The sequence below is a fragment of the Amphibacillus sp. Q70 genome (assembly GCF_052055485.1).
Classification (GTDB): domain Bacteria; phylum Bacillota; class Bacilli; order Bacillales; family Amphibacillaceae; genus Amphibacillus.
In genome coordinates, this window is record NZ_CP197171.1 from 1,672,164 (window position 1) to 1,696,867 (window position 24,704).

The 24,704-nt window shown below is 36.8% G+C and carries 19 protein-coding genes and 1 pseudogene; 12 read left to right on the plus strand and 8 right to left on the minus strand.

The genetic code is table 11. From position 1 onward, the window contains the following. Window positions 1–5 precede the first annotated feature (5 nt). Genes argJ through ACS127_RS07435 form a run of 3 tightly spaced genes read left to right on the plus strand, consistent with a single transcriptional unit; the run spans window position 6 to window position 3,192 of the window. The gene (gene argJ / locus ACS127_RS07425) at window positions 6–1,223 is read left to right on the plus strand and encodes a bifunctional glutamate N-acetyltransferase/amino-acid acetyltransferase ArgJ (protein ID WP_440897787.1); all 1,218 of its coding nucleotides are present in this window, start codon (window positions 6–8) and stop codon (window positions 1,221–1,223) included. Window positions 1,224–1,235: 12 nt separating this feature from the next. Continuing rightward, entirely contained in the window at window positions 1,236–2,024 is a 789-nt protein-coding gene (gene argB, locus ACS127_RS07430) for an acetylglutamate kinase (RefSeq protein WP_440897788.1), read from the plus strand. Continuing rightward, entirely contained in the window at window positions 2,017–3,192 is a 1,176-nt protein-coding gene (locus ACS127_RS07435; RefSeq protein ID WP_440897789.1) for an aspartate aminotransferase family protein, read from the plus strand. Before argB ends, ACS127_RS07435 begins: the two co-directional genes overlap by 8 nt. Before the next feature lie 884 nt (window positions 3,193–4,076). On the opposite strand, the gene ACS127_RS07440 is transcribed toward ACS127_RS07435, so the two are convergent. Continuing rightward, complete coding sequence (locus ACS127_RS07440) at window positions 4,077–6,056, minus strand: heavy metal translocating P-type ATPase (protein WP_440897790.1); 1,980 nt, start codon at window positions 6,054–6,056, stop codon at window positions 4,077–4,079. A 340-nt stretch (window positions 6,057–6,396) separates the two neighbouring features. Next, window positions 6,397–6,708 carry an ArsR/SmtB family transcription factor gene (locus ACS127_RS07445; RefSeq protein WP_440897791.1) on the minus strand — a complete coding sequence of 104 codons (312 nt, stop codon included), beginning with the start codon at window positions 6,706–6,708 and terminating at the stop codon, window positions 6,397–6,399. Between the two features lie 335 nt (window positions 6,709–7,043). Between ACS127_RS07445 and ACS127_RS07450 the strand changes: the two genes are divergently transcribed. The 4 genes and pseudogenes from ACS127_RS07450 to ACS127_RS07465 form a co-directional block, all read left to right on the plus strand. Then, the gene (locus tag ACS127_RS07450) at window positions 7,044–8,042 is read left to right on the plus strand and encodes an acrylyl-CoA reductase family protein (RefSeq protein ID WP_440897792.1); all 999 of its coding nucleotides are present in this window, start codon (window positions 7,044–7,046) and stop codon (window positions 8,040–8,042) included. Between the two features lie 362 nt (window positions 8,043–8,404). Then, on the plus strand, window positions 8,405–9,091 hold the full coding sequence (gene araD / locus ACS127_RS07455) for an L-ribulose-5-phosphate 4-epimerase (protein ID WP_440897793.1): 687 nt from the start codon (window positions 8,405–8,407) through the stop codon (window positions 9,089–9,091). 193 nt (window positions 9,092–9,284) lie between these two features. Further along, window positions 9,285–10,772 carry an L-arabinose isomerase gene (gene araA, locus ACS127_RS07460; protein WP_440897795.1) on the plus strand — a complete coding sequence of 496 codons (1,488 nt, stop codon included), beginning with the start codon at window positions 9,285–9,287 and terminating at the stop codon, window positions 10,770–10,772. 188 nt (window positions 10,773–10,960) lie between these two features. Then, window positions 10,961–11,482: pseudogene (locus tag ACS127_RS07465) on the plus strand (GntR family transcriptional regulator); the annotation flags it as partial. A gap of 161 nt (window positions 11,483–11,643) precedes the next feature. Here the strand turns inward: ACS127_RS07465 and ACS127_RS07470 are convergent. Continuing rightward, window positions 11,644–12,897 (minus strand): IS4 family transposase, encoded by a 1,254-nt coding sequence (locus ACS127_RS07470; protein ID WP_440895805.1) that lies wholly within the window; start codon window positions 12,895–12,897, stop codon window positions 11,644–11,646. Between the two features lie 214 nt (window positions 12,898–13,111). On the opposite strand from ACS127_RS07470, the gene ACS127_RS07475 reads away from it, so the two are divergent. From ACS127_RS07475 to ACS127_RS07485, 3 genes are all read left to right on the plus strand, one after another. After that, a complete protein-coding gene (locus ACS127_RS07475; RefSeq protein ID WP_440898098.1) occupies window positions 13,112–13,636 on the plus strand; it encodes a substrate-binding domain-containing protein in 525 nt (174 codons plus the stop codon). Window positions 13,637–14,108: 472 nt separating this feature from the next. Further along, window positions 14,109–15,614: an arabinosylfuranosidase ArfA gene (gene arfA / locus ACS127_RS07480; RefSeq protein ID WP_440897796.1), complete on the plus strand. Its 1,506-nt coding sequence runs from the start codon at window positions 14,109–14,111 to the stop codon at window positions 15,612–15,614. Between the two features lie 357 nt (window positions 15,615–15,971). Continuing rightward, window positions 15,972–16,712, plus strand: coding sequence for an NAD-dependent protein deacylase (locus tag ACS127_RS07485; RefSeq protein ID WP_440897797.1), 741 nt, complete (start codon window positions 15,972–15,974; stop codon window positions 16,710–16,712). A 150-nt stretch (window positions 16,713–16,862) separates the two neighbouring features. On the opposite strand, the gene ACS127_RS07490 is transcribed toward ACS127_RS07485, so the two are convergent. Then, the gene (locus ACS127_RS07490; protein WP_440897798.1) at window positions 16,863–17,258 is read right to left on the minus strand and encodes a secondary thiamine-phosphate synthase enzyme YjbQ; all 396 of its coding nucleotides are present in this window, start codon (window positions 17,256–17,258) and stop codon (window positions 16,863–16,865) included. A 101-nt stretch (window positions 17,259–17,359) separates the two neighbouring features. Here ACS127_RS07490 and ACS127_RS07495 point away from each other — a divergent pair, with 101 nt between their 5' ends. After that, window positions 17,360–17,740: a RidA family protein gene (locus ACS127_RS07495; RefSeq protein ID WP_440897799.1), complete on the plus strand. Its 381-nt coding sequence runs from the start codon at window positions 17,360–17,362 to the stop codon at window positions 17,738–17,740. 47 nt (window positions 17,741–17,787) lie between these two features. On the opposite strand, the gene ACS127_RS07500 is transcribed toward ACS127_RS07495, so the two are convergent. Beyond that, window positions 17,788–18,963, minus strand: a complete 1,176-nt coding sequence (locus ACS127_RS07500) for an MFS transporter (RefSeq protein WP_440897801.1) — start codon at window positions 18,961–18,963, stop codon at window positions 17,788–17,790. A gap of 249 nt (window positions 18,964–19,212) precedes the next feature. On the opposite strand from ACS127_RS07500, the gene helD reads away from it, so the two are divergent. Next, window positions 19,213–21,546, plus strand: coding sequence for an RNA polymerase recycling motor HelD (gene helD / locus ACS127_RS07505; RefSeq protein WP_440897803.1), 2,334 nt, complete (start codon window positions 19,213–19,215; stop codon window positions 21,544–21,546). Between the two features lie 58 nt (window positions 21,547–21,604). On the opposite strand, the gene zupT is transcribed toward helD, so the two are convergent. From zupT to nagA, 3 genes are all read right to left on the minus strand, one after another. Continuing rightward, the gene (zupT, locus tag ACS127_RS07510) at window positions 21,605–22,414 is read right to left on the minus strand and encodes a zinc transporter ZupT (protein ID WP_440897804.1); all 810 of its coding nucleotides are present in this window, start codon (window positions 22,412–22,414) and stop codon (window positions 21,605–21,607) included. Window positions 22,415–22,814: 400 nt separating this feature from the next. After that, on the minus strand, window positions 22,815–23,543 hold the full coding sequence (nagB, locus tag ACS127_RS07515; RefSeq protein WP_440897805.1) for a glucosamine-6-phosphate deaminase: 729 nt from the start codon (window positions 23,541–23,543) through the stop codon (window positions 22,815–22,817). Next, the gene (nagA, locus tag ACS127_RS07520) at window positions 23,540–24,697 is read right to left on the minus strand and encodes an N-acetylglucosamine-6-phosphate deacetylase (RefSeq protein WP_440897806.1); all 1,158 of its coding nucleotides are present in this window, start codon (window positions 24,695–24,697) and stop codon (window positions 23,540–23,542) included. Before nagA ends, nagB begins: the two co-directional genes overlap by 4 nt. Window positions 24,698–24,704 lie beyond the last annotated feature (7 nt).

A 24,704-nucleotide genomic window follows, 5' to 3' on the forward strand; every position in this document is an offset into this window, starting at 1 on the left:
TTGTCATGAATACTGTCACAACAAAGCAAGCGATAATAGAGGTAGACCAAGGTGGCGTTTCATCACCTAAAGGGTATCAAGCAGGTGGCTTGCACTGCGGCATTCGCAAAGAGAAACTAGACTTAGGTTGGCTCATTTCAGAAACACCAGCCGATGCTTTTGCTGTTTATACCACGAACCTTTTTCAAGCAGCACCATTAAAAGTCACTCAAGAAAGCTTAGCTGCTGAACAAAAGTTACAAGCATTAATCGTTAATTCAGGGATAGCAAATGCGTGTACAGGAGATCGAGGTCTTCAAGATGCGGAACACATGCGAGCAAAAATGGCAGAAAAATTTGGGCTAGCCAAACATCATGTTGCCGTAGCTTCGACTGGTGTAATTGGTGAGTTTTTGCCAATGGAGAAGGTCACTGATGGAATAGCAGCGATTGATTCGGCGAACGACTCGTTTGAAACAGCGATCCTAACCACAGATACAAAAGAAAAAAAGATCGCTGTTCAAGTTGAAATCGATGGACAAATCGTGTCGATTGGCGGGTCTGCTAAAGGATCTGGCATGATCAATCCGAATATGGCAACGATGTTAAGTTTTATTACGACAGATGCGGTTGTTCAACCTAAGGCACTAGATCAACAACTCAAACAGTTGACTAAGCAGACGTTTAATATGATTACGGTAGATGGCGACACAAGTACAAACGATATGGTGTTAGTGATGGCTAATGGTCAAGCACAAAATCAAACGCTTGATCCAAATCATCCGCAATGGTCATTATTTACTGAAGCGCTGGGAGTTGTTTTTCAGTTTTTGGCAAAGGAAATTGCCCGTGATGGGGAAGGAGCAACCAAGCTAATTGAAGTGCAAGTTGAAGGGACAGAAACGGAAGCGGACGGACAAAAAATTACCAAAGCGATTATTGGTTCGAATTTAGTTAAAACAGCTATCCATGGTGAAGATGCGAACTGGGGGCGTATTATAACAGCGATTGGTTATAGTGGAGTTGCCATCAACCCTGATCAAGTCACTGTTAAAATGGGTCATACCACCGTGGTGGAAAAGGGTTTACCGGTAGCATTTGATGAAACGGAAGTAAAGACATATTTAGCAGGTGATCAAATTACCATTTATGTCAAAGCAGGGACTTCAAATATGAAGGCATTTGGTTGGGGCTGTGATTTATCTTATGAATACGTCAGAATCAATGCATTATATCGAACATAAAGGGGTGGAACAATGACTTATCTTGTTATTAAATGCGGGGGAAGTATTGTTGATGAGTTACCGAGTTCATTTTTTAATAATCTAGTCAAGTTACAAGAAATAAAAAAGATCAAACCCATCATTGTTCATGGTGGTGGACCGATGATTACATCACAGTTAAAACAAATGAATGTCAAAACAACATTTGTTAACGGACTGCGGGTGACAACAGAAGAAGTGCTAGATGTTGTTGAAATGGTTTTAAGTGGTTCGATAAATAAGAAAATAGTTCGAAAAATGATCGATCAAAAAGCAAAAGCGATTGGAATGAGCGGTATTGATGGTCATTTGCTTCAAGCAGCACCGATTAAAGAAGCCGATAAATATGGTTATGTCGGGGATATTACAGTGGTCAATACAGACCTCATTCAAACAATGGTTGAGCAAAATTATATTCCGGTTATTTCACCGATTGCTATCGGGAATGATCATCAGCATTATAATATTAATGCTGATGTTGCAGCTTCAGCTGTTGCGTCAGCATTAAGTGCTCCGCTTTGTTTTGTCAGTGATATCCCTGGGATTTGTATTGATGATCAAGTCCTTCATTTTGCTGATCAGGCAAAAATTAATCAATTGATTAAAGAACAGGTTATTTATGGTGGCATGATTCCAAAGGTGAAATCAGCGCTTAAAGCACTGGAGTTAGGAGCAACTGAGGTGTCGATTGTCAATGGCCTGGAGTCTAATGCCCTTTTGAATTTTGCTAATGGTGATCCAATTGGCACGAGAATTCAACTGGGGGAGGTTAGTTATGTCTAAGCCAGCAAGCACAGTGATGCCGACCTATGCACGCTTCCCATTAACACTGACAAAAGGGGAAGGAAGCTATGTCTGGGATGATAGGGGAGAAAAATATTTAGATTACACGGCTGGTATTGCTACTTGTAATTTAGGTCATCGACCGCCAACAGTTGAAGCAGCGATACAAGATCAACTAAATCAGCTTTGGCATTGTTCGAATCTCTATCATATCCCTAGCCAAGAAAAGTTAGCTGATCTTTTAACCGAATATAGCGCTTTTGACCAGGTTTTTTTTAGTAATAGTGGAGCTGAAGCGAATGAAGCAGCGATTAAATTGGCTCGTCGCTACGCACAAACAGTGAAGCAAACCGATCAATATGAAGTGGTTACTTTTTCACAATCCTTTCATGGACGCACATTGGCCACCCTATCGGCAACTGCTCAGGAAAAGATTCAAGCTGGTTTTGCTCCAAAAATGCCTGGCTTTCGTTATTTACCTTATAATGATTTGGAAGCATTAGCAGACTTAGTCAGACCAGAAACCTGTGCGATCATGTTAGAACTCGTTCAAGGAGAAGGGGGCGTTCATCTAGCAGAGCAAGCTTGGATGGATCAACTGGTTTCTATCTGTCGTGAACATGATCTGCTGATCATTATTGACGAAATTCAAACGGGGATGGGAAGAACAGGGACATTATTTGCTTATCAGCAATATGGATTTGAACCGGATTTGATCACATTAGCTAAAGGGCTTGGATCAGGCTTTCCGATTGGTGCAGTTCTAGCTAAGAAGCATGTTGCCAAAGCATTTTCACCTGACACACATGGTTCAACTTTTGGGGGCAATCCATTAGCAACAACAGCAGGTTTAGCCACTATTACCCATATGGTCGAACCTGACTTTTTACCAACTGTTCAAGCTAACAGCAACTATTTTTGGCAACAGCTCGAGGGCATTTGTGATAAAGCTAAGGGAGTTCAGGCGTTACGAGGAATGGGTTATTTAATAGGGATTGAAGTTGAAGGACAAGCTATTGATTATGTCAATCAAGCCAGAGAAGATTATCAGTTATTACTGCTCGTTGCTGGATCTCAAGTGATACGACTTGTCCCGCCATTGACGACCTCGAAAGTTGAAATAGATCAGGTGATTGAACATTTAGCACAACTATTTGCTACGAACTAAACTGAGATTATAAAAGTGAAATCCGGGGCTGTTGCACAGTGAAGTATAAGCTGTTCAATAGCCTTTTTCTTTGTACGTATTAGAATTGTGATTAAAACATTCTATTCAGTTTTTCGAGGTGGAAATTTACATGAAGCACGTGATAGAAGTGTTCCATCCGACATATTGGCTTAGGTTTTCGTTTGAAACGATTAATAGAAGTGTTCTATTCGACATTTTGACTTGGGGTTTTGTATGAAACGATTAATAGAAGTGTTCTATCCGACATTTTGACTTGGATTTTTGTATGAAATGATTAATAGAAGTGTTCCATCCGACATTTTGACTTGGGGTTTTGTATGAAACGATTAATAGAAGGGCTCTATTCGACATTTTGACTTGGGGTTTTGTATGAAACGATTAATAGAAGTGTTCTATCCGACATTTTGACTTGGATTTTTGTGTGAAATGATTAATAGAAGTGTTCTATCCGACATATTGGCTTAGGTTTTCGTTTGAAACGATTAATAGAAGGGCTCTATTCGACATTTTGACTTGGATTTTTGTATGAAACGATTAATAGAAGGATCCAATTCGACATTTTCGTTTGAAATGATTAATAGAAATTAAACTTAAACGAAAAAGCCTAGCTTCAATATTCTTGCAAATAATTATTGTTGACTGAATGACCGCGCTATATAGCAATTAACACAAAAAGAAGCAATCACAAGATGTAGATCATGCGTACATCTTGCAATAGCTTCATTTTTCAAGGAAGGGATAAATTTGAGTTATGCTCGTTCATGTGGGAATTTTGAGTATTACACATCCCGCTATGCACTCGTACGCAAACACTAAATTTCATCCGCATTCACATTATCATTATATAATTGACTATCAACATACTATAACTCTTCTTTAGCGAGGGGCAAGAGTAAACGTAACCCATTTAAAATAACGAGTAGGGTACTACCCTCGTGGAAAATAACACTTATAGCTAAATTGATTGTTCCAAAAATATTTAAGCTATTAAGCCCTAATACAACAAGCAAGGCGATGACAATATTTTGTTTGACAATACGGTTCATTTTTTTAGCTAAACGGTGTGCATACGTGAATTTTTCTAAATTATTTTCCATAATAATGGAGTCAGCCACTTCGATGGCTACATCAGTTCCTTCACCCATCGCAAAACCAATATCAGATGTTACAAGAGCAGGTGCATCATTTATACCATCACCAATCATTGCTGTAAGTCCTTTTTGAGTTTGGATCGTTTGGATATAAGCTGCTTTATTTTCAGGTAAAACATTGCTATAGACATTGTTAATTCCAATACTTTGAGCGATCGCTTCCCCTGTTTTTTTATTGTCACCAGTAATCATATAAGTTGAAATGCTATGGTCATGTAAATATTTGATCACTTTCTTAACCTGTTTCGCTGGTGTGTCTAACATGGCAATCAAACCAACGATTGCATCATTCTCTTTGAACAAAACGGTTGTCTTACCTGCTTCGGAATAAGTTTTGTAAGCTTTCACAAGATCATTTGGTAATTGATCATTTTTTTGTAATTTACCAATCGAGTATGTTGATCCGTTATACTCCGTGGAAAGACCTTGACCGATTTGGTTTTCTACTATTAAATCAAATCCTTTGTTTGCTGTAAATTTTTCAATAATCGCATTAGCTAAAGGGTGATTAGCTCCTTTTTCCATTGCGACAATAATATCTACCCAATAGGATGATTGTTTATCGTCAACGAATATATAGTCTGTTACTTTTGGTTTTCCTGCTGTTAATGTTCCAGTTTTATCAAAAGCTACGGCTTGAATAGAACCCAAATTCGCAAGGTAGTCACTACCTTTAAACAAAACCCCTCTTTTAGCCAAATTGGAAATAGTGGATAAACTTGCTGGTATAGCCGCAGCTGCTAAAGCACAAGGGGAAGATGAAACTAATGCAACCATACCTCGATAAAAGCTTGTATACCAATCCCAATTTGTGATTAATTGAGAACCAAAAATGAAAAAGGGTACAAAAATTAAAATCGCTTTAACATAGATGGGTTCCGCTTTTTTAATTTTTGTCGCAACCGGTGATAAATTAGCTTGTGATTCCTCAACAACACGCAGAATTTGACCAAAAACACTTTTATCGCTTTCTGTAGTCACCTCCATTGTGAAAGTGCTATTATGATTAATCGTACTTCCATAAACCAAATCTCCAGTTGTCTTTTCCTGTGAAATACTTTCCCCCGTTATTGAAGCTTCATCAATTATCCCTATACCTTTCACGATGATCCCATCTGTTGGAACTTGATCACCCGGTAAAATTTGAACGATATCACCTATATTTAATGCGTTCACATCAACTACTGTAACGTTATCTTCTTCATCTAATCGTCTTGCTTTGGTAGGGTTCATATTTAATAAATGGGTTATTTCTTTTTTACTTTTATTTTTAGCATAATCTTCTAAGAAATGGGCTCCGGCAAATATTAATATTAAGAGAGCAGCTTCATGAAATTGCCCAATAAACATAGCGCCAATAGCTGCCAGTGCCATTAATAAATGCAAATTTGGGTAGAATTTATTCCGTGTTTTTGTTTCCTGACATGTATCGGTAATACCTTCAATAACGACATGATTACCAGCTAAAAATACGGTGACAAAATCCAGTAGGTTAGCCCCCCAACCTGAAGGTAAGAATCTTGCCATTAAAAATGCTGCTAATCCGACAAAGTATAAAATGATTTCCCATTTATGGCTATGTGAATGGTTTTGATGTCCTTTACAACTATGTTGATCTGAAGGCTCGTGTTTGTCAAAATGTATATTTTTATTTATCCCTGATTTATGTTTGATAAGAGAATCTTGTGACATTTTTATCTCTCCTAAATGAATTTTCAATCATATGAACATGTATTCATATATAATGATACATGAATACATGTTCATATGTCAAGGTTTATTTTGTTTTAGTGCTTAACAGAATAAAGGGGGCTAGATTAGCAGGAAATCACGTAAAAATATCTGCGTTTCTTAGCTAGTGAGGTAAGTACTATACGATTGCTTGTATTTTGTTAGTATATTTTTTCATGAATTAAATTACTCTATATTATCGAAGCTTAGCTAAAAAATTTCCGCAATCCTTTTAACGTATAAAAATTGAGTAATTAAAAAAGCTAGACAGGGAAGATCTAGCTTACAAATTAATCGTATATTATTTTGCCTCACAGTTATCTTCTAATACATGATTAGTGACTTGATTTAAAATGTCATAAACATGTTGATCATCAGGACTATAAAAGACGGAACGCTTTTCGCGGCGACTTTTTACAAGGCGTGCTGATCGCAGTACACTCAATTGATGAGAAACAGCTGATTGTTCCATATTAAGTGCTTTACTGATTTCTGATACATTCATTTCTTTTTCCTTTATAAGTAATACAATTGATAATCGGGTTCTGTCACTTAGAACTTTAAATAAATTTATTGTTTTATCGATGATCTGTTCATTATCTAGTTCAGCCATAAATACCCTTCTTTCTATTTTTTCTTAATTAGTTAATTGGTGAAAAATATGTATTTATTTACAAAAATAAGTGAATATATATTATTTAATTAGACTTTCTGTATCATCCATTTTACACTAGAAATCATCACGACACTAGTATGAATAATAGAGTGAAGAAGTTCTATATGTTTAGCTTGATTTGGGATTCGCCTATTTTTTAAGTAATAGCCATGAATTTGACGGCATAAAATTAGTGAATTTGAGTGGTATTTTAATTGATCGACATAGCACCTGTGTTAGACTAGAGATTGAGTATTGATAGCTAAAAGCAAAGATGGAAAGGGGCAATACAATTGAAACATGCATTTAAAGCCTATCGTTTAGAAAAGAAAAATGAAGAAATCATTCGTGGTGTTCGAGAGTTAACGGAGGCAGATTTACCTGAAGGTGAAGTTTTAATCCGTGTCCGTTATTCGGGAATTAATTACAAGGATGCGATGGCAAATATGTCAGATAGTCCAATTACAAAAAACTATCCTGCTATACCGGGAATTGATTTAGCTGGTGAAGTTGTTGAATCAATTGATGATCGTTTTTCTGAAGGAGATCCAGTGATTGTAACGAGTTATGATTTAGGTGTAAGTCATGATGGGGGTTATAGTGAGTATGCCCGAGTTAAAGCTGAGTGGGTTCTACCATTGCCAGATGGCTTGACGTTGAAGCAGGCGATGACATTAGGAACAGCAGGTTTAACGGCAGCTTTATCGATTCATCAACTTGAAGAACAAAAACTTAACCCTGAATCTGGTAAGGTTCTCGTCACAGGCGCTTCTGGTGGGGTTGGTAGTATCGCAACAGCTATGTTAGCCAATCTTGGTTATCAGGTAGAAGCAAGTACAGGAAAAGAAAAAGCCCACCCTTTCTTAAAGGAACTTGGAGCAACAGCAATTATTGATCGTGAAGCAGTTACAGGTGAAAAAATTAGAACGATCGATCGTCAAACATGGGCTGGAGCTGTTGACCCGGTTGGAGGAGAAACGCTTGCTGCAATTATTAGTAAATTAAAATATAATGGTGCCGTGTCTGTTAGTGGACTAACAGGTGGAATAAAAGTACCCACCTCAGTTTATCCTTTCATATTACGAGGGATTCATTTAATAGGTATTGACTCCGTCTTTTGTCCGATGGAATTGAGGAAAAAAGTTTGGAATCGTATGGCAACTGATCTTAAACTAACCGATCAACAATTTGAAACTATTACAAATCAGGTCATTACATTAGACCAATTAGAAGAAACTTTACCAACACTATTAGCAGATCAGTCATTAGGAAGAACGATTGTTAAACTATAACAAAATACACAATAAAAAACGACTCTAAAGTCGTTTTTTTTATTGCCAAAAAATAATGATGTGCTGATCAGGTTAGCTAAAGTTATTCAATGGACAATGTTGATAGAAGGTGAGTGGATAGAAATATATTTGTTTTTTTATCGAGGAACTTGTACGGTTATTGAATTTAAATTATCTATTTTTAATAACTTGTAATGGGAGGGCAAATTTAGTGATTGATATAATAACAAAAGAAGGCATAAAAATTAATTTATAAAAAACAAATTAAAATATTGAATGTACGTACAAATTATATTAATATATAATTATACTTTTAAATATCCGTACAAGAAAAATAATTAACAGAAAGGTGCTGAGGACGTATGCTGGAGGCGTTGAAGGAAAAGGTGCTTAAAGCAAATCTTGATCTGCCTAGACATGGATTGGTAACGTTTACATGGGGTAATGTGAGTGGTTTTGATAAAGAGTCTAGATTAGTAGTCATTAAGCCAAGTGGTGTGCCTTACGATGACATGACAATCGATGATCTTGTGGTGGTGGATTTAGATGGCTATGTTGTTGAAGGGGATAAGAGACCATCTTCTGATACACCCACACATTTAGTTTTATATAAAAAATTCCCCCATATCGGTGGCGTTGTTCATACTCATTCGTCTTGGGCGACAAGTTGGGCCCAAGCTGGGGAAGACATTCCTGCTTTAGGAACGACACATGGAGATTACTTCTATGGTGATATTCCATGTACACGTCGAATGACGCAAGCTGAAGTAGATGGTGATTATGAGTTGGAGACGGGAAATGTGATTGTTGAAACATTCAAGAATATAGATCCGCATGCAATTCCAAGTGTTCTCGTGCATAGTCATGCACCTTTTAATTGGGGAAAGGACCCCGATGAGGCTGTGCATAACGCTGTTGTATTAGAGGAAGTGGCAAAAATGGCTCTGCATACCCAGCAACTTAATCCCGATGTCCAGAGAATGCAGCAGGTGTTACTAGATAAACATTATTTAAGAAAACATGGTAAAGATGCTTACTATGGTCAGTAAAATTTAGAAACAATTGTCTTTAAGAATGTGTTCGAGAAGGATCAAAGGACCGTGTCAACTATGTTTACTATGTTTCAGAATGTATCGGCTGTTAAGTGAAATTCCTTTATCCCGAAGCCTCATTTTTATCGGGCTTTTTGAACATATTCCTTAAGATAAGTTTATATAATATTAATCATTTGGAGGAATCAATATGGTAAAAGTAAACCCTTATAAGTTTTGGTTTGTAACAGGTAGTCAACCTCTCTATGGGGCGGAAACATTATTGGAAGTGGAAAATAACTCTAAAACAATTGTTGCTAGTCTTAATGAGTCCGGCTTACTCCCCAATCAAATTGAATTTAAACAGGTGGCAACAACAGCAAAGGAAATACATGAGCTAGCTTTAGAGGCAAATGCAAGTGAAGATTGTGCGGGAGTGATGACTTGGATGCATACTTTTTCACCGGCAAAATCTTGGATAGCTGGATTAAAAGCACTTCAAACGCCGCTACTGCATTTTCATACTCAATTTAATCGTGATATTCCTTGGGATACGATTGATATGGACTTTATGAACACCAATCAAGCCGCTCATGGAGATCGTGAGTATGGCTTTATTGGAACTCGTTTAGGGTTAGGCCGTAAAGTAATCGTTGGTTATTGGCAAGATGAAGCAGTTCTTGACCAAATTGCAAGCTGGATGAAAACAGCAATTGGTGTGAAAGAAGGTACCAATATCCGTGTTGCTCGATTTGGTGACAACATGCGTAATGTAGCTGTAACAGATGGAGACAAAATTGAAGCACAAATTAAATTTGGCTGGACAGTAGATTATTATGGGATTGGTGATCTTGTTGAAGAAATCAATCAAGTAAAAAATGAAGACCTTGAAAACTTATATCGAGAATATGAAGAATTGTATGACTTACCAGTTGAAGCGAGTGAACCGGGTAAAGTCCGTGATTCCATTCTCTATCAAGCAAAAATTGAACTTGCCTTAAAATCATTTCTGAGCAAAGGAAACTACAACGCCTTTACAACAAACTTTGAAGATTTACATGGCATGAAACAGTTACCTGGCTTAGCGGCTCAACGTTTAATGGCTGAGGGCTATGGTTTTGCGGGAGAAGGAGATTGGCGCACAGCAGCCTTGACTCGTTTTATGAAAATACTTGCAGATAATAAAGGAACTTCTTTTATGGAAGATTATACGTACCATCTCGAACCAGGTAATGAGAAAATTCTAGGTTCACATATGTTAGAAGTTTGTCCAACCATTTCAGCAACCAAGCCAAAGATTGTGGTTAACCCATTGGGAATCGGAGATCGAGAAGATCCAGCACGTCTTGTTTTTGATGGTAAAGGCGGAGAGGCTATTAACGTATCCTTAGTAGAAATGGGGGGGCGTTACCGTCTGATTATTAATGAAGTTCGAGCTGAACAACCGAAACAGGAGACACCACATTTACCTGTAGCCAAAGCTCTTTGGGAGCCTAAACCATCATTAGCTGAAGCTACATCTGCTTGGATTTATGCTGGTGGGGCTCATCATACAGTCTTATCATTGGTTGTCACAACTGAACAATTAGTTGATTTTGCTGAGTTGGTTGATATTGAGTGTGTTGTCATTGATGATGACTTGAATCTTCGTCAATTTAGAAATGAATTAAAATGGAATCAAGCTATTTTTCGTCAATAATAAACAGGAGAGGGCTGGGGCTGTGATTGAGCCCCTCTCTCTTCAATTCTTCATTAACTTAGTTGAAGTTATTAAAGTTATTTAATTCTTGTACTAAGTTAATGATTGGGGTTAGTCTGATTGGTTAAAAAGTGATACAATAATAGTATTAGCCAAAAATAAGTTAAGGCGACAATGAGGTGTAACTTATGCAAACAAAATATAGTATTGTCAAACAAGCGATAAAATCAAAAATATTGGATGGGACTTTTCAACCCCATCAAAAAATAAGTTCTGAAAGTGAATTAATGAAGCTATTTAATGTTAGCCGACATACGGTAAGGTTAGCAGTCGGTGAACTCGTCAATCAAGGTTGGCTCTATCGCGAACAAGGAGCAGGGACTTTCTGTGCAGATCGTTCAAAAGAAAACATTAATAAGACGATTAAGGATCAAAAAAATATAGCGATTATTACGACTTATATTTCAGATTATATTTTCCCTTCCATTATTAGAGGAGCTGAATCTTATTTAAGTAAACATGGCTATCATGTGAGTTTGTTTAGTACAAATAATGATCATGAAAGTGAGCGTCATTTTTTAGAACGGATCTTGACACAGCATTTTGATGGTGTAATTGTTGAACCGACAAAAAGTGCGGTAAGCAATCCAAATATTAATTATTATTTAAATTTAGAACGACAAGAAATTCCTTATATTATGATTAATGCCATTAGCGTTGCATAAAAACATTTTTTACTTGTCAAACGATTAAATGATTGTCAAATTGCTATAAGTTAAAATTTACCATCTGCTTCTGATTTTTAAATTTAAAAAAGTGAACAGTGAACGAAAAGTAGCCCTTATCCACAATTTGGTATTTCACTCTTTTATTAAACAAACAAAGGATCAAAATCAAGTGTGTCTAAATGTTCCACCTCACCTTCGCTATATTGTTTCATAAGGATTTGAAACTCGTGTTCATAATCATATTTTCTTCGTCCTTTTGACGTGCGAGTGGGTGGGCGAAACAACGCTTTTATGAATGTCTCATAACTTTCAAATAGCAGGTTTTTTAACGTCTTTTTGATCGTGAGAAGACGCCCTTTAAACCCAGTGTTATCTTGAATTAAAACGGTTAAACAATAAGTAATCAGGGCCATCCAAATTTGATTGTAAACCGCATTTTGGCTTTTACCATAGAACGTTTTTATTTTTAAATGTTGCTTCATCCATTTGAAAAATGTTTCTATTTTCCAACGATAACGATAGAGATCACCGATTTCTTTCGCGGATAAGCCAAAACAATTCGTGACAATCGTTACGCTGTTACCCTTGGTGTCTTCTGTCTCGATTAATCGTAGGGGCTGAATCATTTTGGTTCCAGATGTCTCGTTACCTAAATAAACATCTTGGTCTTTAAAAATGAGTTGATCTGGATCTGGAACTTGCTCTGAAAGCACTTCAATGTCTGCGTTCTTTTTAAGTCGTGTGACAAACTGGATATCTGAAAGACAAAGCTTTTCAAATTGTTTGTAATCCATATAACCTCGATCAAATAGATAAATTGCATCTGGATCACGATCAATTAATTCATCCATTTGCGAACGGTCCGAATGGATCGCTGGCAGTAACTTAGCTTGATCGGGTATGGTGTGATCTTTCGTGACAATGACTTTTAAGTGTAACCGAACACCTGCTTTAGTCTTTCGAAAGGTCGCCCAAGGGTACTGACTTAAACTCATACTCATTGTGCTTGAGTCAATCACATTTAAACGCGTGATGTCTCGTAAAAAAAGTAAATGGTAGGACATTTTCACCTGAATTTTCTTTGTTAAAAACCGAAAGATATTCTCAAACATTTCAGAGGGCAATTCACTTAATTTTCGAGACAGTTGTGACGTACTGATACTTTCAAATCCTATTTGTTTTTTAAGATCAGCCTTATCTTTTGTTTGTTTTGAAACGCTTGTTAAACTGTCTGTGTCACAGAGTTGAGCAATAATCATTAGTTTAAAGAATCGATAAGCCGTCAGCTTTTTGACATACTTATCAAGGTTCTCGACATGGCTCAAATCTAAAAGTGTTTGTTCATCAATCAGTTTTAGCACTTCACTAATTGTAGATTTTATGGTATTCTTGTCCATGATATGGCTCCTTATTTTTTGGGATTTGGACAGAGCTACCAAACCTAATTATAAGGAGTTTTTTCTATTTTTTGAAATATTTCGAAAAACCACTTGACATTTTGAAAAAATGTTTATGCAAAGCTAATGGATTAATGCTTATTATGATGAATTAGAGCCACTTAGTATTACGGTAGATGATGAAAAAGGTGGTTTATTACAAACTGAACATTTAATTGAATTAGGTCATGATAACATTGTCTGCTTCTTTAAAAATGATGACGGTCAAGGCTCTAGACGGATGAAAGGTTACTTGAAAGCACACCGTAAAAATGGCATTACATTAAATCCAAATAATATAATCACTTATCAAACAGAAGATAAACACCATAAACCAAAGGAAGAATTGGCGAAGCTTTTAGATTTGCCAGAAAAAGAGCGCCCAACAGCTATTGTTTGTTACAATGATGAATTGGCACTGACCCTACTCGATGTGATTAGAGAGAAGAACTTTCAAGTTCCTGAGGATATTTCAATCGTTGGTTTTGATGATTCTTTCCTAGCACAGATTTCTGAAGTCAAATTAACAACGATTAAACATCCACAAAGCGAGCTTGGTGAAGCAGCTGGAGAGATGATTCTTGATATTATAAAAAGTTCAAATGCTAATCCGCAAAAATCGAAAGATACCTTCGAGCCCATTGTTTTTGATACAGAATTGATTGTCCGTAACTCAACGACAAAACCCAAAAATAGCTAAGTTAATACCGTAATAACTCTGTTGTTACGGTATTTTTGTTCAAAAAAGTAAAAGTGTTTAAATAAGAGATCATCACTTTTATACGAGAAGCTAAGATTAAATGGGAAATTGTCCGGTTGAGACTAGGGCAACTCTACATGCTATTTTGAATGTACTTAGGCTCTTAATAAAGTAATAAACTGATCTAAGCATAAAACTTATTTATTACTAATCTTTTAAAATAATTGAAATGGAAAATCAATATCGATATAATGGAAGCGTAAACATATACGTATAATTATAAAATATTGTTGCTGAAAGGAGATAAAATAGTTACTTAAGGAGAAGCAATGCTATCGATTTTTACTAATTATGTTGGCTTTTTATCATAACATTTGAACTGCCGTTTTATAAAACTAACATAAATGTTCACCGAATGATTAAAGAAATAGTATGACAATAATAATCGTTTAGTTAAATTGGAGGAAGAGACATGTCAAAATTAAAAGCAACAATGATCCTAGATAAGAATTATCAAATTGCTCAAGTGGATGAACGAATTTATGGTTCCTTTATTGAACATCTTGGACGGGCTGTTTATGGTGGTATTTATGAACCAGATCATCCAGAGGCTGATGAACAAGGTTTTCGTAAAGATGTGATTGAACTTGTTAAAGAACTTAATGTCCCTATTGTGCGCTATCCTGGTGGGAATATGGTTTCCGCTTACAATTGGGAGGATGGTGTGGGTCCTAAGGAAAATCGACCACGCCGCCTAGAACTTGCTTGGCGTACGATTGAAACCAATGAAGTAGGCACGAATGAATTTGCAGATTGGGCTAAAAAGGTTGGCGCCGAAGTGATGATGGCTGTCAATTTAGGAACAAGAGGTATTGATGCAGCCAGAAATTTAATTGAATATACTAATCACCCGAGTGGAACTTATTGGAGTGATTTGCGTCGTTCTCATGGTTATCAAGAACCTCACAAGATTAAAACTTGGTGTTTAGGAAATGAAATGGACGGTCCTTGGCAAGTTGGACATAAAACAGCTTATGAGTATGGTCGAATCGCCCAAGAAACTGGGAAAGCAATGAAACTAGTAGATCCAACGATTGAATTAGTGGCATGTGGAAGTTCGAATACCAATATGCCGACCTTTCCTGAATATGAAGCTACCACATTGGATCTTGCTTATGAACAGCTTGATTTTATTTCATTACACCAATACTATGGAAATCGTTCAAATGATCCAGCAAACTACTTAGCGAAAAACTTAGATATGGATCATTTTATTAAAACCGTTATTGCAACTTGTGATTATATTAAAGCAAAGCATCGCAGCAAAAAAACAATCCAGTTAAGCTTTGACGAATGGAATGTTTGGTATCATTCAAATGATGCTGATCAACAAATTGAACCCTGGTCAATGGCTCCGCCACAATTAGAAGATCATTATAATTTCGAAGATGCTCTACTTGTTGGAAGCATGTTGATTACATTTTTACAGCATGCTGATCGGGTTAAAATGGCTGCAATGGCCCAATTAGTTAATGTGATTGCACCAATTGTGGCGGAAAATAAAGGACGTGCATGGAAACAAACAATTTTTTATCCATACATGCATACCTCAGTATTTGGGCGTGGTATTTCGTTGAGACCTATTTTAACCACCCCTAAATATGATAGTAAAGACTTTACTGACGTACCTTATGTTGATTCTGCTGCTGTTCATAATGAGGAAAATGAAGAGGTTACTATTTTCCTTGTTAACAAGCACTTAGAATCAAGTATGCCAATTGATATTGATTTAAGAAGTTTTGAAGATTACAAGCTGGTTGAACATATTGAACTTGTCAATGATGATTTAAAAGCGGTTAACACAGCTGACCACCAAGCAGTTCAGCCGCAACAAAATCAGAACACCATACTAGATGGTGGACGTTTAACAGCTCAATTGGAAAAAACATCATGGAATGTGATTCGCCTAAAAAAATAAGGTGAAACTTCATTCAGTGGGGGGGGTTATCCCTTACTAAGGGTAGTGACTACTCATCTTCATCAAACCACTGGGACAGGGACTCAGAATAAGACCCATACTTATTTTCGAGGTGTAATTGCTTTGCCGTTTTCCGTAGTTTGATCACTCGTTTCACTGAAAGGACTTGTGGCTGTGATTATTCGGCAGATTAAAACAATTGGGATTGTGATTACTTGCTCTATCAAAAGACTGTTAGTTGGATCAATAGAGATGTTACTGGTTGTTGGTGCTCTCATTTATAAATGAAAGGTTTCCTTCTTTCTTGAAATGAGGGAGTACGATCAGTTAAGGTGGACTAAAAGGAGTCGGATGAACATGGAACCAATCGATCAACTTTCAAAGCTAATTAAAAAGGCAGAATCAATTGTCGTTTTAACTGGTGCTGGTGTATCAACGGCTAGCGGGATACCAGATTTCAGGTCGGGAAATGGGATTTGGACAGCAGATTATTCTCGGGAATACTATATGTCACGAGCATATTTTTTACAAGACCCAGAGGATTTTTGGCTTAAATATAAAGAAATATTTCAAATCAAGCTGCTGAAGGATTATCAGCCAAATAAAGTTCACTATTTTTTAAGTGAGCTGGAGACAAAAGGGAAGCGGACTTCAATTGTTACGCAAAATGTTGATGGTCTGCATCGTTTGGCAGGGAATGAGCAACATGTCATTGAGTATCATGGGAATTTAGATACCGCAAGTTGTCCAAAATGCGGCAAAAGCTATGGTTTAGCTTATTTGATGGCAGAAGATGTTCCTGTTTGTGTTGAGCAAAATTGTGGGACGATATTAAAACCGGATATTGTTTTATTCGGTGATCCAATTGTGAAACACACGGAAGCAGAAATGGCGATTGACTCGAGTGAATTAATGCTCGTTTTAGGTACGTCATTACTCGTTACACCGTTTAGTTTATTACCGAGCTATGCCAAACAGCGGCATATGCCTATGGCAATAATCAATAGGGAACCAACACCAATGGATGATTTATTTGACTTAGTTATTCATGATGAACTTGTATCAGTTGTTAATCAATTAGAACAAAGTATAATTTGAAGAAATCATATTCCTTCGTACTTTTGTGTGAGAGTGTTAGTCTTTCTTAACACTTGACTCTTTTTAAATTTTCTTTTTCGTTAAATACCTTTCAAATGTGTGAAACATTCGATCAACTAGATGGGCGAACCTTCTAGTTGATCGTTCTGCTTAAATGACTTTCACCGTATATTTTCTTGTTCGTGGTCCATCAAACTCACAGAAGTAGATACCTTGCCATGTTCCCAATACTAATCTTCCTTGTGAGACGATTACGGTTTGAGCATGTCCAACTGTACTCGTTTTTAAGTGGGCTGCCGTATTTCCTTCCATGTGTTGATCTTTGGCATCTGTCCATGGATAGACTTCATCTAAACGGCGGAGAAAATCAGTTTTAACATCTGGGTCAGCATTTTCATTGACAGTTACTCCTGCCGTTGTATGCATGGATGAAACAATGATCGCTGCCTCATCAATCTGTTCTTGAGTAAGCCATTGTTGAATCTGGTCAGTAATGTCTACCATCTCACTATGACCGCGAGTGGTTAACGTGAATGTTTTTAACATAGAAAATTCCTCCTTATAAAAAACTGAGTATACCTTTAGTTTACTAAAAAAATGAATGATGTTAAAATTTTAACAACAAATGATCGGAAAGGATAATTGATATGTCTAAAAAAGCAATACAAACAGATTTAGCGCCTCAAGCGATTGGACCCTATTCCCAAGCAATTGATCTTGGCGATCTCGTTTTTATATCTGGACAAATTCCACTTGATCCAGAAACGATGGAGGTCGTGGGAGAAGATATTAAAGAACAAACCATGCAAGTGATGGATAATTTAGCGGCTATATTAGCAGAAGCAGGTTTAAGCTTTGATAATGTAGCAAAGTTTACGATTTACTTAACTGATTTAAACGATTTTGCTGAGTTAAATCAAACATATGCGAAGTTTTTGTCAGAGCCTTATCCCGCTCGGGCAACAGTAGAAGTCAGTCAGTTACCCAAAGGGGTTAAAGTTGAAATGGATATTATTGCAAAAAGATAAAGAAAAAAGCCAACTGAACGCTTCATCGGTTAGTTGGCTTTAATCATTTAGTGTCGATTGGGAACAAGTTCTGGATGACGGTGTTTAGCCACCACCATTAAGATACCAGATAGCAGCAAAAGCAGGCTGGTTGAAATGAAGACTGCTGAATAGCCTAAACTAGCACTGATTGTTCCACCTAACATGGGACCAATCATATTGCCAAAGAAGCGGAGACTAGTATTGTAACCCAGTACTTCACCTTGCATGGAGAGAGGTGCCTCTTGCCGGATATAGGCAATCCGTAGCGGGATAATTCCACCTAAGAATATACCTAGGAAAAAGCGTAAGATAACAAGTTGCCATAAATGAGTGACAAAGCCGCCTGGAAAATAAACGATGGCGGTAGCAAATAATAAGATCGTTAAGATCCTAATATAGCCTACCCGGTCACCAATGCGTCCCCATCTACGAGCCATTAATAAGTTACCTAAACCTGTTACGGAGAAAGCTAGACCTGAGAAAAAGGCAATCCGACTTGAACCATGTATTTCTCCAACAAATAATGATAAGATCGGTTGAACGCTAAAATTAGCAATTTGGACGATCATTGACATCACCATGACGATAAGAAGCATGGGGTGTCTTAAAATATGCAATAATACTTGTCGACTTGTATATTTAATGGGTTGTTGTTCTTCTTTTATTTGGAACTCTTTGATGCCGAATAAGACGAGAAAACTGGTTATAGATAATATAAGCGCAAGCCACACGAAAGTGGCTGAATAACCAAACATATCAGCTAAAGCTCCACCGATTAAGGGACCCATTAAGGTTCCCGTAATGCTTCCTGTTTGTAGAGTTCCGAGAACTTGTCCAGCTACACGTTTTGAGGTTTGCGTTGTAATTAATGCTTGCGACATGGAAACAAATCCAGTAAAAACTCCCATAAACATTCGGAGGATGAAAAGCTGGAAAATAGATGTAACATAGCCCATCAAGAAAAGTGAAAGAGCTAGTCCAAAGCCAAATATAACAAGAATAGTTTTACGACCCATGCGGTCCCCAATTTTACCCCAAAAAGGTGAAAAAAGAAAAGCTGTCACAAATGTAATACTAAAAATAAGCCCAGACCATGTTTGGATTTGACTATCTGAATAATTACCTAAAGTAGCAATGTAAAGCGATAAAAAAGGCTGTACCATTGTAAGGCTGCCAGAAATAAAGAAATTAGCAACCCACATGATGGCTACATTCCTTTTAATTAACTGTTCTTCTTGGATGCGAATCCCTTCCTTCTAAAATGTTTCGACTCCCTAAATATCTATCATACCTCAACAAACTAAAAAATGAAAGTGACTGTTCTATTAGAATTTTATAGTTTTTTCATGGATAATGGCGTATGATATAGGGTAAACGTAAACTGTAACGAAGTTAATTAATTTGTTCAGAAAGGTCTCCGGCGGATTTAGTGGAAGTAAGGAGTGAGAGAAATGGCAAAACAAGATAAAGATTGGGAACAAGAATATAATCGAGTAAAAGAAGTAGGTAAATTTATTGATCAAAAAATAAACCGTTTAAAAAAATATATCAAAATGATTAAAGAGCGTGTGATCGGGATTAGGAAAGATTTCTGGGAAGATGTCACGGTCAACTTAACAGAAATGGATGATGCCATTGAGACACAAGCCAGTTTAAAACAGCAAGCTGAATTTTTATCAGAAAGAGAACGCAGCCATGGTCAGTTGTCTCAGCAGTTGAATAAGCTATTAGACTTAAAAGAAAAACCCTATTTCGGCCGCATTGACTTTATTGAAGACAAACAATCAGAGAAAGAGCAGATTTATATTGGTACATCATCTTTAATGGATCAAGATGAGGAGCATTTTATTGTCTATGACTGGCGTGCACCAATAGCAAGTATGTATTATGATTATTCACCAGGTCCAGCTGCTTATGAGGCAATTGATGAGAGGATCGAAGGTGAAATGACGTTAAAACGCCAATATGTAATCAAACAAGGTGAATTAACGGGTATGTTTGATACAGGTTTAACGATTGGGGATCATTTATTACAAAATGTGCTGGGACAGTTTGCCAATACAAAAATGCAAAGTATTGTTGCAACCATTCAACGTGAACAAAATAAAATTATTCGTAATGAAAAAAGTAAATTTTTAATTGTACAGGGAGTTGCAGGAAGTGGAAAAACATCAGCAGCTTTACAAAGAGCGGCCTATTTACTTTATCGCTATCGAAAACAACTAACTGCGGATCAAATGATTTTATTTTCACCCAATCCATTATTTAATAGCTATGTTTCCCGAGTCTTACCTGATTTAGGGGAAGAGAATATTAAACAAATGACATTTTATCACTATGTTGAACAGCAATTACGTGAGCGTTTTAAAATTGAATCGCCGTTTGAACAGCTAGAAGTCGCTTTTACTGAAGGACAAAAAGATGATTGGCCTCGTCTTGTAGGGATGCGTTATAAGTCGAGTGAACATTTTCAAGCTCGAGTAGATACCTTTTTAACAGAGCTTTTAGAGGAAGGACTACAATTCCGAAATATTCGCTTTCGTGATCAACTCGTTTTTGACAAGCAAGAATTAGCCAAGTATTTTTATCGATTCCCTGATCGCACTTCCATCCAGCTTCGATTAGAGAAAATGACTGAATGGATTTTACAGAAATTAAAAGAGATGGAACATGAGCTTTTAAAAGCAGATTGGGTTCAAGATGAAGTTGAGCTTCTTGATAAAGATGATTTTCAAGATGTTTTTATGAAAATGCAGGAGCAGTCTTATGATCAATCAGATAGTGACGTTGAAGCTTATTACTTAAAACGGAAGGTTATCAAACGTCAATTAACCCCACTTCGAGAAAAAGTAAAGCGCTATGCCTTTGTCAATACAAAGCGTACTTATTTACGACTCTTTGACCAAGAGGAGGCAGGTCAAGGCTTAACACCAGAGGAGTGGAAGGAGTTGGCTGCTTTCACTAAACAAAATATTAACGAAAACTTCTTAACCTGGGAGGATGCGACCCCATTTCTCTATTTTGAGAAAATGATTATCGGGTTTGAAGAGAACCGAGCCATAAAACATATTATTTTAGATGAAGCTCAAGACTATTCTACTTTTCAATTACGTTATTTAACGCATATCTATCCGAATAGTCGGATGACATTATTAGGCGATATCAACCAAACCATTTATTATCACAGCTTAACAGGTAATATTCTTGCTGATTATACTGAAGATCAGACAGAACGAATAACATTATTAAGAAGTTACCGCTCAACACGACCGATTGTTGAATTCACAAGATCTTTCATTGAAAATGGTGAAAAAATTGAGCCCTTTAATCGTGAAGGAAATAAACCTATTGTCTATGAACTCGATAATCCAACGATTGCTGAGTATAAATTGTATGACACAATTGATAGCTATTTAAACAAAAAATATGGTCATATTGCAGTTATTACCAAAACAATAGCTGAAGCAAAGGAACTCGCTCAGCTATTAGCTAAATCTTACCAAGAGGTTCAATTAATTGATGAAGAAACCCATACATTTAAAGAAGGGATCCATGTGATCCCAGTCTATTTAGCCAAAGGGATTGAATTTGATGGTGTGATTGTTTATGATGCATCTGCTCACCAATATTTAAATGAGCTGGAGCGCCATATTCTCTATACTGCTTGTACCCGGGCCATGCATGATTTAACATTAATCGCCATTGGCGGTGTCTCACGTTTTGTTAAAGAAGTACCAGAAAGCTTATATCATTTTTATAAAGTACATGAAGTTAGTATAGAGTAAAAAGAAAAAAGCCTTGACGATCGATAAATTCGATCGTCAAGGCTTTTTTTATCCTTATTTAGAGCATTAATAGCAAACTTAATGCCATTACGGCCATTCCTGAAATAACGCCATAGATTGAGGTATGTGTTTCATCATAACGTTTTGCTGCTGGGATTAATTCATCAAGTGAAATGAACACCATAATGCCTGCTACGCTAGCAAAAATAATACCGAAAAGTGTATCGGTTAAGAATGGCATTAATAATAGGTAGGCGATAAGTGCTCCAGCAGGCTCTGCTAATCCTGATAGGAAGGAAAGTTTAAATGCCTTTTTCTTACTCCCTGTGGCAAAATAAACAGGAACAGAAATGGCAATCCCCTCTGGAATATTGTGAATCGCAATGGCAATGGCGATTGGGATCCCGAGTGCAGGATCTTGGAGTGTTGCAGTAAATGTGGCGATTCCCTCTGGAAAGTTATGAATTGCAATTGCCAATGCAGTAAAGGAGCCCATCTTTAATAAACTTTTATCTTGAAGAATAGATGGTTTCTTTTCCATGTCCTCAACTTTTTTTACTTCATGAGGGTTTTTCTCCTCTGGAACAAAACGGTCAATTAATCCAATTAATAGCATACCACCAAAGAAACTGGTCACAGTCACCCATGAACCAGAAGTCTCACCAAGCTCACTAATTAAGGATTCCTGAGCCTTGAAGAATATTTCTACCATTGAGACATAAATCATCACGCCAGCGGAAAAACCGAGAGAGAAGGAAAGGAATTTTGTATTTGTTGTTTTTGCAAAAAAGGCAAGTACACTTCCAATTCCAGTTGCTAAGCCGGCAAATAAAGTTAAACCAAACGCGAGCAATACATTTCCATCCATTTGTTAAATCCCTTCTTTTTCTAAAAAATAATTAAATACTTTAGTTTTAGTATTAGAATATCTATTTATAGTTAAATGAACCATTTATTTATATTATAAAAGCAACGATCCAAATATGTGCTTGGCTGGTCAAAGTTTCTTTGAACCCTTCTTTTTAACCTAAGCACATTTTAAAGTGATTTTACTAAAGTTACAACTATTTTTTATTAAAACGTAAATTTTGAAAATAGCCATTAGATGTAGAATCTTGAATTTCGTGTGCAAGCACCATGCGGTTGCAGGCAAATTTTAAATGACGAGTATAACCCAATTCTAACCATTAAATAGATTAAGATTTTGAGTGAATAAAAAAACAGGTGAAGAAAAAATTCTCCGCCTGTTTTTCATTAAAGCAATCTGATTATTTTAGTAATGAAGCGGCAGCTTCGTCGATTACAATAGTTACTTGAGGGTGCTTTTGTAATACTGAAGCAGGGAAGTCCTCTGTTACTTCTCCTTCTACGAGCTGTTTGACCGCTTCAGCTTTATTTTCTCCTGAGGCGAGTAGAATGATTTCATTGCTTTCCATAATACTCTTAATCCCCATTGTTATCGCTTGGGTAGGGACATCCTCTTTATGATCAAAGAAGCGTGAATTTGCCTCGATTGTTGCTTCAACTAAATCAGTCATTTGTGTACGACTTGAAAATGATGTTCCTGGTTCATTGAAACCAATATGTCCATTGACGCCTAATCCGAGGATTTGTAAATCAATTTCACCCGTTTCTTTAATCAAAGCTTCATAATCTTTACATTCTTGTTCAATATCAGTTGCTACACCATTCGGTAGATGTGCATGCTTTGGATCAATATCAATATGATTAAATAATTTTTCGTCCATAAAATAACGATAACTATTTGGGTTATCAGCGCCAAGACCGATATATTCATCTAAATTAAAGGTGATTACATTTTTAAATGAAACCTCTTGTTCTTTATAGGCATCAATTAAATTCTGATAAAGACCTTCAGGTGTTGACCCTGTTGCTAGACCTAATACAAATTGATCAGATGCTTTAATCTTATCAATCACCTGCTTGCTTGCCCATTCACTCATCTCTTGGTAATCTTTCACTTTTACAATCTTCATTGGCTCACTCCTTGATAAACTATTTTCCCTTTTTTAAGGGTTATTTTCAAATCTAACTGATCATCTACAAGCAACAGATCAGCATCTTTCCCAACAGCAATTGATCCTTTATCTTTGAAAACACCAACCTGTTTTGCTGGATTTACTGATGCCATTTGAATAATATCATGTAATGAAACATTAGGCATTGAGAAGAATTGCTTTGCTCCATCAATCATATTCAGGATACTGCCAGCTAATGAACCATTATCTAAAACTGCACGATCCTCAGTTACTCGAACAGGCTGTCCACCTAATTCGTAATCACCAGGCTCGAGTCCTTTGGCTCGCATGGCATCAGTAATTAAGATCAGCCGCTCTGGGCCAATATTTTGATAGATTAATTGTAACATGGCAGGGTCAACATGGATACCATCAGAAATAATCTCTGCCTTCAATTCTTTCACCATAAATGCAGCGCCAACAGCTCCGATATCACGATGGTGAATACCATTCATGGCATTACATAAGTGAGTCACTTGGTTAACACCATGCTTAACAGCTTCTTTTAACTCAGAGAAATTTACATCCGTATGTCCGGCTGAAACATTGATATCTGCCTTACGTAAAGCAGAAGTTAATGTCCAATCTTGATCGTGCTCGGGAGCAATGGTGACGGTTTTAATCTTATCAGCTGCAATTTCTTGCCATTTATTAAATAACTTGAGATCTGGTTTGCTAATATATTTTAAAGGTTGTGCACCTGCTTTTGATTTTTCGACAAACGGCCCTTCAAGATGGATTCCAATCATTTCAGCACCTGTATCTACATTTTCATATTGAGCTAAATTTGCTAAAGCACGTTCAATATTTTCAGGTGCTTGTGTCATCGTTGTAGCTAAAAAACTTGTTGTCCCTTCTGAGACAAGGTAATTGGCCATTGTTTGGATGGCCTCATCTGTTGCGTCCATCGTATCTGCGCCATTGGCACCGTGAATATGGGTATCAATAAATCCAGGGATAACATTTAAATGTGTTCCATCAATAACGTCACGGTATGGAGTTAAATCAGCGGGTAAATCCGTGAAGATATCTGTAATTTTGCCATTTTTAATCGCTAAGTGCCCATTGACTATGTCGTTTTCTGTGTAGAGAGTTGCATTTTTTATTAACATCATATCA